Annotated in this window: 12 protein-coding genes and 1 pseudogene; 7 read left to right on the forward strand and 6 right to left on the reverse strand. The window is 57.3% G+C overall.

Annotated features, from left to right (window positions below; all coding sequences use genetic code 11):
- The first annotated feature begins 158 nt into the window (after positions 1–158).
- Positions 159–932, forward strand: coding sequence for a DUF2161 domain-containing phosphodiesterase (locus ACI5FR_RS33025; RefSeq protein WP_405462556.1), 774 nt, complete (start codon positions 159–161; stop codon positions 930–932).
- A gap of 565 nt (positions 933–1,497) precedes the next feature.
- Here the strand turns inward: ACI5FR_RS33025 and ACI5FR_RS33030 are convergent.
- Together ACI5FR_RS33030 and ACI5FR_RS33035 are read right to left on the reverse strand one after the other, a co-directional pair.
- On the reverse strand, positions 1,498–2,820 hold the full coding sequence (locus ACI5FR_RS33030; RefSeq protein ID WP_405462557.1) for an ABC transporter substrate-binding protein: 1,323 nt from the start codon (positions 2,818–2,820) through the stop codon (positions 1,498–1,500).
- A gap of 21 nt (positions 2,821–2,841) precedes the next feature.
- Positions 2,842–5,259: a glycosyl hydrolase family 95 catalytic domain-containing protein gene (locus ACI5FR_RS33035; RefSeq protein ID WP_405462559.1), complete on the reverse strand. Its 2,418-nt coding sequence runs from the start codon at positions 5,257–5,259 to the stop codon at positions 2,842–2,844.
- A 179-nt stretch (positions 5,260–5,438) separates the two neighbouring features.
- Here ACI5FR_RS33035 and ACI5FR_RS33040 point away from each other — a divergent pair, with 179 nt between their 5' ends.
- Together ACI5FR_RS33040 and ACI5FR_RS33045 are read left to right on the forward strand one after the other, a co-directional pair.
- Positions 5,439–6,443, forward strand: coding sequence for a LacI family DNA-binding transcriptional regulator (locus tag ACI5FR_RS33040; RefSeq protein ID WP_405462560.1), 1,005 nt, complete (start codon positions 5,439–5,441; stop codon positions 6,441–6,443).
- Positions 6,444–6,578: 135 nt separating this feature from the next.
- Positions 6,579–7,619: a polysaccharide deacetylase family protein gene (locus tag ACI5FR_RS33045; RefSeq protein ID WP_405462562.1), complete on the forward strand. Its 1,041-nt coding sequence runs from the start codon at positions 6,579–6,581 to the stop codon at positions 7,617–7,619.
- Positions 7,620–7,623: 4 nt separating this feature from the next.
- On the opposite strand, the gene ACI5FR_RS33050 is transcribed toward ACI5FR_RS33045, so the two are convergent.
- The 4 genes and pseudogenes from ACI5FR_RS33050 to ACI5FR_RS33065 all read right to left on the reverse strand — a co-directional run.
- Complete coding sequence (locus ACI5FR_RS33050) at positions 7,624–8,574, reverse strand: NAD(P)/FAD-dependent oxidoreductase (RefSeq protein ID WP_405462564.1); 951 nt, start codon at positions 8,572–8,574, stop codon at positions 7,624–7,626.
- Positions 8,575–8,695: 121 nt separating this feature from the next.
- Positions 8,696–9,610: a dihydrodipicolinate synthase family protein gene (locus tag ACI5FR_RS33055; protein ID WP_405462566.1), complete on the reverse strand. Its 915-nt coding sequence runs from the start codon at positions 9,608–9,610 to the stop codon at positions 8,696–8,698.
- Between the two features lie 208 nt (positions 9,611–9,818).
- On the reverse strand, positions 9,819–9,962 hold the full coding sequence (locus ACI5FR_RS33060; RefSeq protein WP_405462568.1) for a hypothetical protein: 144 nt from the start codon (positions 9,960–9,962) through the stop codon (positions 9,819–9,821).
- A 14-nt stretch (positions 9,963–9,976) separates the two neighbouring features.
- Positions 9,977–10,267, reverse strand: a pseudogene (locus ACI5FR_RS33065) (carbohydrate ABC transporter permease); the annotation flags it as partial.
- A gap of 155 nt (positions 10,268–10,422) precedes the next feature.
- Between ACI5FR_RS33065 and ACI5FR_RS33070 the strand changes: the two are divergent.
- The 4 genes from ACI5FR_RS33070 to ACI5FR_RS33085 are packed head-to-tail and all read left to right on the forward strand — an operon-like array spanning position 10,423 to position 14,442.
- Positions 10,423–11,271 carry a sensor histidine kinase gene (locus ACI5FR_RS33070; RefSeq protein ID WP_405462569.1) on the forward strand — a complete coding sequence of 283 codons (849 nt, stop codon included), beginning with the start codon at positions 10,423–10,425 and terminating at the stop codon, positions 11,269–11,271.
- Positions 11,268–12,905 carry a response regulator gene (locus tag ACI5FR_RS33075; RefSeq protein WP_405462570.1) on the forward strand — a complete coding sequence of 546 codons (1,638 nt, stop codon included), beginning with the start codon at positions 11,268–11,270 and terminating at the stop codon, positions 12,903–12,905. Before ACI5FR_RS33070 ends, ACI5FR_RS33075 begins: the two co-directional genes overlap by 4 nt.
- 26 nt (positions 12,906–12,931) lie before the next feature.
- A complete protein-coding gene (locus ACI5FR_RS33080) occupies positions 12,932–13,375 on the forward strand; it encodes a hypothetical protein (RefSeq protein WP_405462571.1) in 444 nt (147 codons plus the stop codon).
- Entirely contained in the window at positions 13,372–14,442 is a 1,071-nt protein-coding gene (locus ACI5FR_RS33085; protein ID WP_405462573.1) for a phosphodiester glycosidase family protein, read from the forward strand. The genes ACI5FR_RS33080 and ACI5FR_RS33085 overlap by 4 nt, the downstream gene beginning before the upstream one ends.
- Positions 14,443–15,040 lie beyond the last annotated feature (598 nt).

The following is a 15,040-nucleotide window of genomic DNA, read 5'->3' on the forward strand; positions in this document are numbered from 1 at the left end:
AAAGTGAAGAGTGCCTTCGTAGAATCATCCTGTTCCTTTGCGGGGACCCCGAGACTTTAACGCTGCAACTTTGCTTCGCATGCTATAATAGAATCGGGAATTGTCAGGAAAGATGACATCTCTCCGCCTGCGCGGAGATTCAGGAAGGACGAGAGCGATTGGCCATCCGAAGCGAAACCGAGCTGTACGCCCCTATCAAATCCTACTGGGAATCGCTAGGTTACGAGGTGAAGGGCGAGGTCCGGCATTGCGACATGGTCGCGATGCGGGGGGACGAGCCGCCCATCATTATAGAGTTGAAGAAGACCTTCAATCTGCCGCTTGTGATCCAAGGCATCGACCGGCAGCAGCAGAGCGAGCTCGTGTACTTGGGCGTGGAGCTGCCGGAGACCGGACGCGCCCCGCACCAGCTGCGATGGTCGGATCTCACCCGGCTGTGCCGGATGCTCGGCCTTGGGCTGATCACGGTGCGGTTCTACAAGCGGCGCAAGCCGGCGGTCGAGGTGCTGTGCGACCCGGCCCCTTATACGCCGCGCCGCAGCAAGCTCAAGGCGTCGCGGCTCTTGTACGAGTTCCGCGAGCGCTCGGGCGACTACAACGTGGGCGGCAGCACGCAGCGCAAGCTCATGACCGCCTACCGCGAGAAGGCGCTGCACTGCGCGTACTGGCTGCGCCAGTACGGCCCGTCCAGTCCGCGCGCCCTGCGGGAGCGGACGGGCAATGCGAAGGTGCCGTTCCTGCTGCGGCACAATTATTACGGCTGGTTCGCGCGCGTCGAGCGCGGCGTGTACCGGCTGACGCCCGCCGGCGAGCAGGCGCTTACGCAGCACGCGGACATCGTCGCGCAGATGCTCGCGGGCAAGGCCGCGGAAGCCGCGCCGGCGGAGCCGGCGGCTTTGGCGGCGGCGTCCGCCAGCGAGCGGGAGACGTGAGGTGTAATAGGCGGGCGCAGGCTGTAAGCAGGTGGACGGAGATAGTCCAGCCTTGCTGCAAGGCTGGAAACCGGCCTTACAGACAGCCAAACACACCAGTGTGCGCTGCAAGGCCGGAAACTGGCCTTGCAGAAAGTCACGCCAGCTGTGCGCTGCAAGGCCGGAAACCGGCCTTACAGACAGCCAAACACACCAACTGCGCGTTGCAAGGCCGGAAACCGGCCTTACAGACAGCCAAACACACCAACTGCGCGCTGCAAGGCCGGAAACCGGCCTTACAGACAGCCAAACACGCCCTGCTGCGTGCTGCATGGCCGGAAACCGGCCTTACTGACAGCCAAACACACCAACTGCGCGCTGCAAGGCCGGAAACCGGCCTTACAGACAGCCAAACACACCAGCTGTGCGCTGCATGGCCGGAAACCGGCCCTACAGACAGCCAAACACACCAGCTGTGCGCTGCACCATCCAGTTAACACAAGGGGCTGACCCAAAAGCAGAAATCTCTACTTGAGGGCAGCCCCTTATCCTTTGGTCCAGTATGAGATTTATTACGGACGAATCCTTACTTCCCAGTGTCGGCAATCGCTTTATTAATCAATTCTTCCGCCTCTCTTAATACCGTGTTGATGTCCGTTTGCGTGGTTACGTACTTTTTGAATTGGGCCCGCAGGATCCCATGCGCGGTGGCGTCATACTTGGTGATCGACTCAGGAGGCTTCGCGGGCTGGTTTTTGACGAAGCCCAGACGGTTTCGGTTCTGCAGCATATCTTGACTTTTGCCGAAAAATTCCTCGTTGATCTTGTTGTCCTTCAATACCGAGGTGTTGCCGATCGCAGCGATCTGCTTCTGCGCATCGTCCGACAGCATGGCGGTCAACGCGGCAAACGCCTCGTCCTTATGCTTGCTCGATGTGGTGATAATCCGCACGCCTCCATCAACCTGGGTCGTCGTATTAGGCGCCTCGGTGAATGAAGGGAGCGTAACGACATCGAAGTTCAGCCCGTTATTAACCGCATCCGGAAGCTTCGAGAAGATAGAGCTGGTGACATACATCGCAAGCGTTTTGTCTTTCAGGAACTGATCCCCGCCTTTTCCGTAAGTTTTCTCGTCCACCTCGTTGCCCGCAATTTTTAAAAACCGCGCGTAATTCTCGAACATCTTCTTCCACGGATCGTTGTTTACGGCCGCTTTGTCCGTCTTGTCATCCACAACCGACAGGGACAGCTGGTTCGCCGCGAATTGGAACGAGTCCTGGAAATCAAAGCCGCGATATTTGACGCCGCCTTCCGTTCTGGTCAAGACCTTAGCTAAATCATAGACCTGATCCCAAGTCATTCCATCCTTCGGGTAGGGTACGGCGCTGCGGTCAAAAATATCTTTGTTGTAATACAACATGACGACGTTGCCAGAAAGGGGAAGCCCTAGCAGCTTGTTACCGCCGGACGTTTTGCGTACGGTTTCCAATACGACTTGATTGATTCGGCCGAGATCCATATTGAATTTTTTCACATAGGGGGTCAATTCCTCGGTAAGACCCATTTCCTGATACTTGATGATGGAATTAATCGTGTCGTTGATCATATCCGGAACTTCGCCGGCCGCGATCAGATCCGCCATTTTTTTATCATTTTTTACCTGCGTCATAGTGATGTTCGGGTATTGCTTTTTGACCGGCTCCGCAACCAGCCTTTCGAACAATTCATCCGACATGCTGCCATACATCGTCAGATTGACGGGCTCGGTGCTGATGAGGGCCGATTCGTTTTTTTTCGCCGGGCCGTCCGGACTCTCGGAACTTCCCTTTTCACTGGCACAGCCCTGCATGATCGTGGCTAGCAATAGACCCGTTATCGCCATGCTCCAACCTTTTCTCCAACTATTCATACCCGACTCCTCCTATATGCTTCATGAGATTGATGAAAAGGAAACGGTCCACACCGTGGTCAAACCGGCTTTCAGTTCCGCTATCCGGTAGCGGGGTCCTTTCTCGGAGATCGCAATCTTCGCATTATTGTCCGTCTCGATTCGCTCCAGGGCGGCTGGGAATTGAATCTCTACCTCCTGTTGCCGGTCTGAAGCAAGGGTTACAACCGCGTGCCTCTCCTGCAGATCCCATTGCATGGATACCGTTATCCCGCCCCGGCACCGGAATTGCCGGAATTGTCCGGACGCCCACCGCTTCGGCAACGCCGGGAGCAGCTTGATCCTGCCCACTGCCGAGAACAGCAGCATCTCCTGAATCGATGCGGTCCAGCCGAAATTCGCGTCGATCTGGAACGGCGCTCGTCTCGCGCTCATCGTAATGCCCTGCCGGCGCCAATCGTTGTGATATGTAAACAGGTTGTCGCCCAGGCAGGAGCGGCTGAGCAGCTCCAGACACTCGAGCGCCCGGTCCCCGTCGCCTAACCGCGCGTATATGTTCGCCATATGCGCAAGCGACCAGCCCGTCTGCTGGCTGAGCCCGATCACGAGTCTTTTGTCCACGGCTACACGGCAGGCTTCGAATAGATCAGGGTGCGTTTCTTTCGTAATCTCAAATCCCGGGAAAAGGGGGTACAGGTGCGAGAGATGCCGATGATGATAATTGTCCTCAAAGTCCGGATGCATCCATTCCTGAATCGCCCCCTCCCCGTTTACCTGATAATCCGGCAGCCTCTCGAGTAGGCTCTGCCACTTCTGGAGCGATTCCGACTCCAAGCCGAATTCGCTGCACACCTGGCAAAGGTTGGACAGCACTTCCTTTGCCACCGCGACATCCATCGTCGCATTGACGCAGACAGAGATTTTGCCGCTCCCCTCGAAAGGCCCGTTCGCACGATTCTCCGGCGAATTCGAAGGGGAAAAGAGCCACTTGCCGTTCTCGTCTTCGATCAGGAAGTCCTCGTAGAATGCGGCGCATTCCTTCAGAAACGGAATCGTCCGTTGTTTCAGAAACGACTCATCTCCCGTATACAACCAATAGTCAAAATAGTGCTGAGCCAGCCAACCCGCGCCTGCCGTCCAATACACGACATGGGGCTGCAGGTTTTTTTTCAACCCGGATTCCGGCGATGCAAACAGGGGGCTCAAGATGCCGCGGCAGCCGTAGAACGCCTGCGCGTTCTTGCGCATATCCGGCAGCAGCGAATCGAAGAAATCGTAGAACGGGGCCGCCGCTTCCGGGAGATTCCCCGGCAGAGCCTGCCAATAATTCATCTGGATGTTCTCGTTGTTGAAGAACGCGCTGCTCCAAGCCGGCAAGTAGTCGCCGTTCCAAATCCCCTGCAAATTGGCGGGCAGACCGCCCGGTCTGGAGCTGGAAATCAGCAAATATCGGCCGTAATCGTACATCCTTTCTATTAGCGCGTCAGGCGCATCGCCGTCGTATGCCTCGAGCAGGAGCTGCTCGTTCGAAGCGTCCCGTTGTTCGTTCGGTTCCAAGTCGAGCCCAGCTCTTAGGAATAACGGACGATGCTCACGAACATGACGCTCGAGCAGGGTGGTATATTCGTGATCATACCCGGCGAGCTGCTGCTTGAGGCGTTCGCGAACGGCCGCGTCTCCTTCTTTCGCGCTTACTACAAGCAATACGACAATTTCTTCCGCGCCCTCCACGACCGTTCGATGATCCAGTACCTGCTTCTTGCCTCCCCTGCAGATGATCCTGGCAACCGCGCAGAACGAAGTCAGCCCGTCCCCATGCTTACCCCAGGCGGTTAAGTAATCCTCCCCCGCCTCGGACCCGAATGAAAAATCGTGCCTCTCTGCCTGGGCCGGATCGTGGATCGTGAGTTGGAAAGCGTGCTTGGGCACAGGCGCCCCTTGGGAACGAATCTGCATGATAGCCATGTCGTCCGTACGGGAGACGAACAGGCGCTTCGACCTCTGAATGCCGCTTTCCGTCCAGGTAACGGAAATTTCCCCCGTCTCCATATCGAGCGAACGCCGATAATGACGGAACGCGCCCTCCATCTCGGAAAACAGCTTCAAGTCAAAGCCAGGCTGGAATTTGGCCGTGCTGGTCTGGTATCCCGCTTCCTTCAGTTTGTTCGGATACAATTGGTTCGCTTCCGTGTATTTCCCGGCGGCGAGAAGTTCCCTCAGCTCCTTCAGATGCAAGGACAAATTGGGCAGTTCCTTCGTTGTCCCGCCGTACCACAAGGCCTCGTGATTGATCAGAACGGTGTCCTCCTCGATGTTGCCGTAAACGAGAGCTCCTAAGGTTCCGTTGCCGCTTGGCAGCGCATCCTGCCACCTTACAGCAGGCTGTGCCACGGACATCCGATGGCTGCGGTCGTGTCGATCCGCCTGTTGCGCAGGGCGAATCCGGTGCGTGTTTAACATCTGCTCTACCTCTCCCTTTGTCCCTACTCTTTCATTATCTGCAACGTTTATGAAACGTTTCCGAAACGTTGCAACTTTATAGTACAATGAATCCGCTTTCATTATCAAGAACAATTTGACAACCCCCCGTTTTCTTTATATAACTATCTCAACAAACTATGTAACGGGAAGTGTTCCCCATGTCCAAGCTTCTTGAAGTGGCAAGGCTCGCCGGCGTTTCGAAGGCAACGGTGTCCCGAGTAATTAACAACGCGGACACGGTTTCCGCCGAAGCCCGACAAAAGGTTATGGCTGCCATGCAGACGCTTCAGCTTCAATCCCAGGAGCTGAAACGGGCTCCGGCCAGCAGCTCCATGCTCGGAATGATTCTTCCTTTTGGCAAACAAATCACGGGTCAATCGTTCGGCATCGATATATTGGCGGGAGCTGAAGAAAAGGCATTCGAACACGACTACATGATCCTGCTCGGCAACTCAAACGGCGGCCGCGAAACCGCCCTTACGACCAGCATGGTACAGCGTGGAGTTGAAGGACTTATTGTGCAGAGCGCACAGCGGGGACAGCTGGAGCATTTGCAGCAAGTGCAAGCGCACGGTATTCCGCTCGTGCTGGTAGATCAGAAGATTGAGGGTCTGGCGGCACACCTGGTCCGCGGAGAGAACTTTATGGGGGCGGCTGCGCTCATGACCCATCTCATCGAACAAGGTCACCGGCGGATTGGGCTGGTGTCGCCGAACAAGCATTTCACCTATCAGGAAAGAATCAAAGGGTACCGGTATGCCCGAATGGAACATAACATCCAGCTGCCGTTGAATTTTGAAGCGCTCGAGGAAGATGATGCACCGGTTACGGCTCTACTAGAGAACATGCTGACGGCGGAAGAGCTGCCCACGGCTCTTTTGGTAACCGCTCCGGGAATGCTGGGGAAAATCATCGACGTTTTGAATCAATTCGGTTTTCGCATTCCGGATGACATCAGCGTCGTGACCTTTGACGAGTCCTATACATCGCTTCCTGAAGGATACCAAGACTTCTTCACCTCGATCAACCAGTCAGGCAAAATGATGGGGAGTATGGCCGTGGAGTTGTTATTCAGGCACCAGCGCGACCCGGAGCTTGAGCCGCAGGAAATCGTTCTGCCGGGCAAGTTTACCGCACGCAAGTCCGTTCGTTCGCTGCTATAAGGCAAGAACAAGGATTGGGCCGTCGCAGTTTTTTTCGAGCAGGCATGAATCTATTGTCTATCGCATGCGTATAGTTATAGAGAACTAGGTAAGAAACCCTGGTTTACAGATACGGATGGCGTGGTGGTGCCGTTGATGAAAAGAACTGTATTCCATGGAATACTCTTATTTTTGATAGTGGCTATGACGTGGGGAATAGCGGGCTGCAGCCGGTCGGACCCCCGCCTGGAGCAGACCGTCCTTCACCCGGCAGCAGGCGCTAGCCATGCTAGTCCGAGCCATAGTGCTGCGACCAAGCCCACGCCCGAACCTGCCGCTTCCGGCGCCAGAGCCGAGGAGCCGCGTATAACCGCGCAAGCCGACGCTTCTCCGGTGAAAGGCGTCTCCATCGCAGGCGTAGGGACCGCCGAGGCCGTCGTCCAAGTGCCTGCCGCATCGGCTCAGACGAAGCCCGTGTCGCCCGTCGAACCAACACCGGTACCGACGCCGACCCCGAAGCCGAAGGAAACGGCCCCTATCGTACGCATTCCCGTCCTGAACTACCACAGCATCGGAACCGACCCCGGCAACAACGCCGTTCTCGACCCGAAAAAGCTGGAGGAGCAGATGGCGTATCTTGCCAAGGAAGGCTATACGACGCTGACGCTCAGGCAATTCATCGAGATTTGGGAGGGCAAGCGCACCGCGCCCGCCAAATCCGTCCTGTTGACGTTCGATGACGGCTACGCGGACAATCACGAGAAAGCGCTGCCAATTCTGCAAAAGCACGGCTTCCACGCCACGCTGTTCATGTCCCCCGGAACGGTGGGGGATGGCTGGTATGTCGACTGGCAGCAAGCGAAGGAGCTGCACGAGGCCGGATGGGACATCCAGCCTCACGGCATGACGCACCCTTACTTGAACAAGCTTTCGGCGGAAAAACAAAAGGAAGAGATTCTGGAAGCGGCCAAGCAGATCGAAGAGCAGCTCGGCATCAAAGCGGAAGTGTTCTGCTACCCATACGGCGTCTACAATAAAGAGACGATCAAGATCTTAAACGATCATCAGTTCAAGCTGGCCTTCACGATCGACCAAGGCTACGCGGACACGTCGCAAAACCGGTTCACCCTCAAACGCTTGTTCATCAGCGGCTCGGAGACGATGAATTCATTCATCCAGAAGCTTACGAAAAGGTGAACGGTCAAGCTTGGCGCATCAGCGTCTTGTGCATCCAGATCGCGGCTTGACTGCCTTCCCCCATCGCGATCGTCACCTGCTCGGAATGAACCGCGACGTCCCCGGCCGCCCACACGCCGGGGACGTTCGTCATTTTGGAGCGCGGATCGGTGACGATGTGGCGGTTGTCCATCCGCTCGACGCCGAGCTGCTGCGCCAGCTCCGAATGCACGCGGTTGCCGCCGAACGCGATGAAACCCCGCTCCCCGGGCACGACTCGGCCGTCCGCGAGCTCGACGCCCTCGAAGCACCCGTCCTCGCGCTCCAACACGCGCACGATCGGCTCCGACACGACTTCGATGCCGTGCCGCTCCAATTCCGCTAGCAGTTCCGCCTCGATCTCCTTTTGTTCGTGATTCACATAAACCAGCCGGTCGTTCCAATACGTCAGGGTCAACGCCATGGACGCGCCTACGGACCCCGCTCCCAGCACGACGGTCGGATGGCCCTTGATCTCATACCCGTCGCAATCCGGGCAGACGTACACCGACTTGCCCAGGCAAATCTCCAAGCCGGGGAGAGCGGGGAAGCGGTCCATGATGCCGGTGGCGAGCAGCAGCAGGCGGCTCCGATAGGCGCCTTCACCCTCCTGGCGGCCGTCCAGCACGAACCCGCCGCCCGCCTCGTCCGGCCGGGCCGCCGCCTGCACGATCTCGTCGTCCGCGAAGCGGACGCCGACGGCTTCGGCCTGCTGGCGGCCGAGCCGGCGAAGCTCGGCGCCGGACACGCCGTCCGGCCAGCCGAGAACGTTATGGTAGCCGCGGCATAAGGTGGAGCGGCCGCGGCCGGCGTCGACGACAAGCACGCGGTAGCCGTACCGGCCAAGCTGCAGGGCGGCCTGGAGGCCGGCTATGCCGCCTCCGACAATGATGGCATCCTGTTCAGAATCAAGTGGGGGGGTTGTATGGGAACTCATAGATCTCCTTCTCCGGATGGGGTTCGCGAGTTCGCGATTCTTTTCCATAAGGTGCCCAACAAGGAAAAAACCATCCGAACTGGATCGGATGGTTTTCCTAATAACCGTTGCAAGCGGGCAGCTACGCCTCTGCGGCTGCCCGGCGCTTCAAAGCGGACAGCCCTTGGTTGTATCCGAGCAGCAGTTGCTGCACGCGGCCTGGCCCGGACGGCAGCAGCGGGCTGCGCACTTCGGCACTCGCGAACAGCCCCAGATGCCGGAACAGCGCCTTCGTCGTTGGGATCTCGTCTCCAGGCCCGAACATATGCAGGAACGGGAGGATCGCCTCGCTGTACAGCTCGAAGCTCGCTTCCAGCTGGCCGCTCCGGTACAGCTCCCAGCAAACGCGGAACGCCTCAGGATAGATGAGCGGCGCAATGATCATACTGCCGTCGACGCCGGCCTCGAACGCGCGGAAGCAGATGATGTCGTCGCCGCCGAATACGGTCAGCTCCGTACGCTGCTTGAGCTGCGCCATCTTCTCGAAGCTGTGGTCGGTCATCTTGATCGCCGTCACCTGAGGCACGGCATCCGCGAGCCGGACGAGGTCGTCCGTCGTGAATCGGGTTCCGGTCGTAACCGGATTGTCATAGAACACGATGTCCAGGCCGGTGCGCTCGGCGAGACGACCCACATAATCGGTGACCATGTCGAGCGAGTTCGGAAAGTAATACGGACTCGGCACGAGCGCAGCCTTCACCCCGGCCTCCGCCGCCGCAAGCCCGATCTCCACCGCTTCCTCCAGGCAAGTATGCCCCAGACCGACGACCGCATGCTTCCCCGCCGGTATTCGGGCGGCCACATAGCGGATCACCTGTTCCCGCTCTTGCCGGGTCATGGCAGGCGCTTCGCCTGTGCTGCCGCAGACGACGTAGCCGTCCACATCGGTGATTGTCCGTTCGATCAGCCAGTCGAAACTCGGATAATCCACGCTCCCTTGGAGAAAGGGGGTGGGGATGACCGGGATATTGCCCCGCAGCGTTCCATTCGCAACCATTCACAGCACCATCCTGTTTTCAATATAACAAAATAACTTTTGTAATATCAAATATCAACATCAATATAACACCGTCCACCAGGCGCGTCAATCCTATATTTTCCACCCCTCCTCGGTCATCTGCCGCGTAAAAAAGAAAACCCCGATCGGGGAAGGAGCATCGATCAGAGTCGATTGTTCTCCCAACCCGACGGGATTTTCAAAACCGTTATTTTTTCATTTTATCCCAGGTACCCTGGAACTCCGCCAGCATTTGATCGCGGCTGGACTTGCCTGCCACGTACTTCTGCATGCTCGCCCCGAACTCCTGCGTCGCGCCGTCCGGATATTTCGGCCAGTGCCAGCCTAGCATCAGCCGCTGGGGGCCAGCAAGTAAGCGAGTACGAAGCCTAACACGTTCGTGAGAATCACATCAATCGCGGTGAAACGGAAGGTAAACCAGAAGGAATGGGCGAAGTCTTTATCATGTCCAAAAATCGCGGCGAAGTTGTCGAGGCCGACCTACTTGACCGCACCCGATACGCCGTTCCAATCTGTCATCGAATAATACAAGCCTAATAGAAACGGAATCGTAATGACGATGGCGAACACGAGCATCGCCGGTCCGAGAAACACGAGCTGCTGCACCCGCTCGGAGCTGCCTCCTATGTTACGCATTAATGTAAGCGCCTCCTTTCTGTTCAATGAATGTAGACTCATTATAGACAATGGCGACCCCCGCTCCCACCGATACGATTGAACCGATTGGTGGAATATATTGACCGGCGATTGCTCACAATGACTTTAATGATGAACGGAGTGGGTTCCAAGTCATGCGGTTTTTGAAGCGAAGCATCCGCAACCAGCTGGTCGTGTTCCTCTTGGTTGCAACGATTGTCCCCATTGGGGTGTCCATGTATATCACATACGTCTATACGAGGGAGGACGAGATCGGGCATCTCTCCCGCCGGTTCCAATCGATGATGAATACGATCAACGATCTGATTCTGCGGGAATACCGGCTCGAGCTGGCCAACAAGACGACTCAGCTCCGAATGCTTCAAGCCCAGATCAATCCGCATTTCATCAACAACGCCCTGCAATCGATCGGGACGCTGGCGCTTCAGCACGAGGCTCCCAAAGTGTATGCGCTGCTAGCTTCCTTGGCCAAGATGATGCATTACACGATGCACACGGATGAAACGATCGTTCCCCTGGAGAAGGAGCTGGAGCACCTGAACTACTATTTGCAGCTGCAGAAGCAAAGGTTCGACGACAAGTTCTCGTACCGCTACGACATCGGCGAGGCGACCCGGACGATCCCGGTACCCAAAATGATCCTGCAGCCCATCGCGGAAAATTACTTCAAGCACGGCTATTCGGCCCACAATGAAGGAGGAAGGTTACAGGTGACTACCGAGCTCAGGCAAGATCGTCTGTATATCCGAATGACCGATAACGGCACCGGTATGCCGGAGGAAGAGCTCCGCCGCTTGCAGTTGGAGCTGGAAACGCCGCGGGACGAAGGCGATCGATCGGAGCACATCGGCCTCGCGAACGTGATGGACCGGTTGAGGCTCTACTACGGCGACCAAGCCTCGATGCTGCTGCTGCATACGGAGCCGCACGGCTTGACTGTAGTGTTGACCATACCTGTGCGCGATGAGGGGGGATGGGCATGAAGGCGTTAATCGTGGACGACGAAAAGCATGTGAGGGATGCGGTGCGGCTGCTCGCGAGCTGGTCCTCGCTCGGGATCGACACCGTCCTGGAGGCGGAGAACGGCCTTCAGGCGCAAGCGCTTATCGAGCAGGAACGGCCAGAGATCATTATGACCGACATGATGATGCCGCTCGCGAGCGGCCTTGACTTGCTGGAGTGGATTCATCGGCATGCCGCGTTCAGCAAGACGATCGTCATCAGCGGCCACAATGATTTCGAATTCGTTCGGCATACGGTGAAGTACGGCGGAACGGACTATTTGCTGAAACCGATCGACCCCGCTCAGCTGGACGCCGCCTTGCGGAAGGCGGTCGAGAGCTGGAAGCAGGAGGAGGCGGTACGCTCTCAAGACCGAAAACGGGCGATGGAGATGAATCAAATCAAGCCCATCTATCGGGATAAGCTCCTGTCGTCGCTCGTCGGCGACCCTTCCGAATTCCCGGCGATCCGGGAGCAGCTGTACCAGGAGTTCCCCCGGCTGCGGGGGGCCGTCCGCTGCCGTGTGGCGATCCTGACCCTCGACACGATGGAGCAATCGGTCCGGGAACGGTTCGCGTACCGCCTCGATCTGCTCATCTTCTCGCTGATCAATATCTGCAACGAGCTGTTGCAGCAGCAGCAATGCGGAACGTCGTTCCGCTATTGGAACAGCGAGAGCGAGGTCATCTTGCTCCTGTGGGACCGCCTGCCGGAGACGGAATCCATCATCAGGGAGATTAGCCGGAGCATCACGCGGACGCTCAATACCCGGTTGGATTTCGGCATCGGCTTGGAGCAGGCGTTCCCGCGGGACCTGCCGGCTTCACACAAGGAAGCTCGCACGGCTCTGCGCCAGCGGAACTTGCTCGAGCCCGGCAGTCGGATCGTAACGTACAACCCCGACGAGGCCGCAGGCACGAACCGGCTTCACTTGACGGACTACGAGGAGCCGATCCGGATCGCCATTCGCAGCGGCAAGCCAGAGCAGGCGGAAGAAGCGCTGCAGCGCTTCATCGATGCGGTGGAGCAATTGGACCGCATTACGGTGGAGCAGCTGACGCTGTGGGGGCACGAGTACAATGTGATCCGAGCGCGCTGGGCGCAAGAATTGTTCAAGGACGATAAGACTGAGCTTCACCTGCCGTCTGAGGGGACTCCGTTCATCGTGCCGATGAGCGCCCAAGGGACGATCTCCGTCGCGCTTTGGCACAAGGAGCTGAGCGAAAGCATGACCAGGCTCATCAACCGCCTGCAGCAGCGGCAGGTGCATCACGGCAGCGTGATCTACGACATCGTGAAGTTCATCGATCTGCATTATGCGCGCGATCTCACGCTGCAGGAATTGTCGGATCAGTTCTTCCTCAGCCGGGAATACATTTCGCGCAAATTCAAGCAGCAGTTCGGCGAGAACGTGGTCGATTACATCAGCCGCGTCCGCATCGACAAGGCCAAGCTGCTGCTCTTGAACCCTTTGCTCAAAATCTCGGACGTCGCCCAATCCGTCGGGTACCAGGATGAGAAATATTTCAGCAAAGTTTTCAAAAAACTGGAGGGAATTTCCCCAAATGAATATCGAAAAACGATGAAATTACTAGAATCTGTCGAATCAAATTGATAGAATGGGAGTTGAGGTGAACCTACATGAATCCACAATTAGACATCCCCACTCCCGCTATGGCACCCGCTCGCACCGGCAAATCCGCTAAATCCGCCGCTTCGCGTCGCAAGTCATACATATTGTTCTTCACCAGTTGGCTTTTGCTCATCGCGACCGGGATTCTCGGTACGGTCTGGTATACGCAATACATCAAACAGCAAATTGCCGCCGACTTGTCTACACAGACCCAAGCGCATCTGCAGACGCTACAGGCCGATTATCAGAAGCAGCTGGACGCGCTCAAGGAGAGCATGACATCCGACATGTCCAAGCTGCAGGCGAAGGTCGATTCGTTCAATGAACTGCTTGCCTTCTCCAAGGACAGCGCCAACAACAAGACGGATAATAGCAACCAGCTGTACACCCAGCTGCAGGAAGTGAAGAAGAAGCTCGACGAGCTGAAGAAAAATTTGGACGTGCTGCAATGACGATCACGATTCGGGAAATGAACCGGTTCTTCCTGCTCGTCTGCGCCCCCTTCATCGGGATGGTCATCTGGCTTGTAGCCACGCACTGGTCAGTGCCGCTGTCGCTCTTGCCATCCGACCCGTTGAAGACCTTCACCTTATCAGGCTCAGCAGTTAGCGTCGACCAGGGGCTGGACAAGGCGAAGGCCGACGCGGTCGCGATCCAGGGCACGATCGAGAAGACGTTCCAGCAATACCAGCAGAGCGCCGCGGATATGAATGGTATGCTGCTGCTCGCCACCGCTCAGGTGACCCGGCCCGATGCCATCTTCGACAACCGGGTGGCGGCGCAGCTCGGACGACCGACGCGATCGATCGTGTCTCCCAATATCGACTTGAAGCTATATCAATTCTCGGACCCGAATTATAAAGGGTATGCGCTCAAGGTGAACTTGAAGACGGACAACGCCATGAAGATGGCGCTTGCCAAGGACAAGATCGGCAACAGCGAGACTACTCTCGACGCCGTCAGGCGGCTCGGGGCGGTCGCCGGCGTCAATGCCGGAGGCTTCGCCGACGACAGCGGCGGCCGGCGGTATCCGCTGAGCAATACGATCCAGGGCGGCAAGTTCGTCTACGGCTTCGAGCCGTCGCACGACAATCTCGCGTTCGTCGGGCTCAGCACCGACCGCAAGCTCATCGGCGGCCGCTTCACGAGCCAGGCCGAGCTCGACAAGCTGAAGCCGTCCTTCGGGGCGACGTTCGTGCCGATTCTGCTTCAGAACGGCGCGAAGCAGATCATTCCGGCGCAGTGGCAAAACTCGCCGCGGCGGGCACCCCGTACGGTGATCGGTAACTTCCGCAACGATCAGTTGCTCGTCATCGTCGCCGACGGCTACGACGAGCGCGGCGGCTCCGGCGCTACGCTCATGGAGCTGCAGGACCGGCTCGCGGCGCTGCGCATTCGCGACGCCTACAACCTGGACGGCGGCGGCTCGTCCTCGCTCGTCGTCGAGGGCCAGGTGATCAACAAGCCGTCCGACGGCCGGCTCCGGCTGCTGCCGACGAACTTTTTGTTTTTCAAATAAGGCAAGTACCTGAGGTACGAGCTAAAAGCGCTTGGTTGACGCCCCGTTCGCACGAAATGTTCACAATTGCACATTTTCTTTTGCTGGGCGGTTGGGTATAATAATGGGGAGAATTAGCTACGGAAAGAGGTGCTCACGCCATGGAAATTTTCGGATCGTCGACGTTTTGGCTCGTGATCGTCACGTTCGCCCTGTTCATTACCGCCATGCTGACGGCTTCTTACAATGAAGACCGTACGAAGGGCCTGTAATAGCACGCAGCGCATCAGGAAGACCGCCGGGACTGCTCCCGGCGGTCTTTTTTTGACGGTTTGCAGGCGGGTCGCCGGGGTCGCCGTGCCTGGGCGGGGACGGTTTGCCGGTCCGACAGCACAAAAATAACGGATGGGTTTGTTTTAGAAGCTGTTGGCCGGATACGAGAGGGAATTCCTCCCTCTTATTCACTCGTTTCATGTATTTGAAGCATACATAGGGGAAAACCTCCCTCTTATTTTAGTCAAAAAGCTTGATTCGGGTGAAAAACGGCTCGGCCCCTTAATTTTGGAGTCATGTTGTGAATTACTCGGTTTGTCGTAGTATTCCTTTTTTTTGCAGGGAG

Source organism: Paenibacillus sp. HJGM_3, assembly GCF_045062745.1.
Lineage (GTDB): Bacteria > Bacillota > Bacilli > Paenibacillales > NBRC-103111 > Paenibacillus_AA.

What these genes read in the sequence shown, in the direction of transcription:
- ACI5FR_RS33075 (WP_405462570.1), top strand. Translation starts at nt 11,268, where the DNA reads ATGAAGGCGTTAATCGTGGACGACGAAAAGCATGTGAGGGATGCGGTG.
- ACI5FR_RS33055 (WP_405462566.1), bottom strand. Translation starts at nt 9,610, where the DNA reads ATGGTTGCGAATGGAACGCTGCGGGGCAATATCCCGGTCATCCCCACC.
- ACI5FR_RS33035 (WP_405462559.1), bottom strand. Translation starts at nt 5,259, where the DNA reads ATGTTAAACACGCACCGGATTCGCCCTGCGCAACAGGCGGATCGACAC.
- ACI5FR_RS33030 (WP_405462557.1), bottom strand. Translation starts at nt 2,820, where the DNA reads ATGAATAGTTGGAGAAAAGGTTGGAGCATGGCGATAACGGGTCTATTG.
- ACI5FR_RS33060 (WP_405462568.1), bottom strand. Translation starts at nt 9,962, where the DNA reads ATGCTAGGCTGGCACTGGCCGAAATATCCGGACGGCGCGACGCAGGAG.
- ACI5FR_RS33045 (WP_405462562.1), top strand. Translation starts at nt 6,579, where the DNA reads ATGAAAAGAACTGTATTCCATGGAATACTCTTATTTTTGATAGTGGCT.
- ACI5FR_RS33080 (WP_405462571.1), top strand. Translation starts at nt 12,932, where the DNA reads ATGAATCCACAATTAGACATCCCCACTCCCGCTATGGCACCCGCTCGC.
- ACI5FR_RS33070 (WP_405462569.1), top strand. Translation starts at nt 10,423, where the DNA reads ATGCGGTTTTTGAAGCGAAGCATCCGCAACCAGCTGGTCGTGTTCCTC.
- ACI5FR_RS33085 (WP_405462573.1), top strand. Translation starts at nt 13,372, where the DNA reads ATGACGATCACGATTCGGGAAATGAACCGGTTCTTCCTGCTCGTCTGC.
- ACI5FR_RS33040 (WP_405462560.1), top strand. Translation starts at nt 5,439, where the DNA reads ATGTCCAAGCTTCTTGAAGTGGCAAGGCTCGCCGGCGTTTCGAAGGCA.
- ACI5FR_RS33050 (WP_405462564.1), bottom strand. Translation starts at nt 8,574, where the DNA reads ATGAGTTCCCATACAACCCCCCCACTTGATTCTGAACAGGATGCCATC.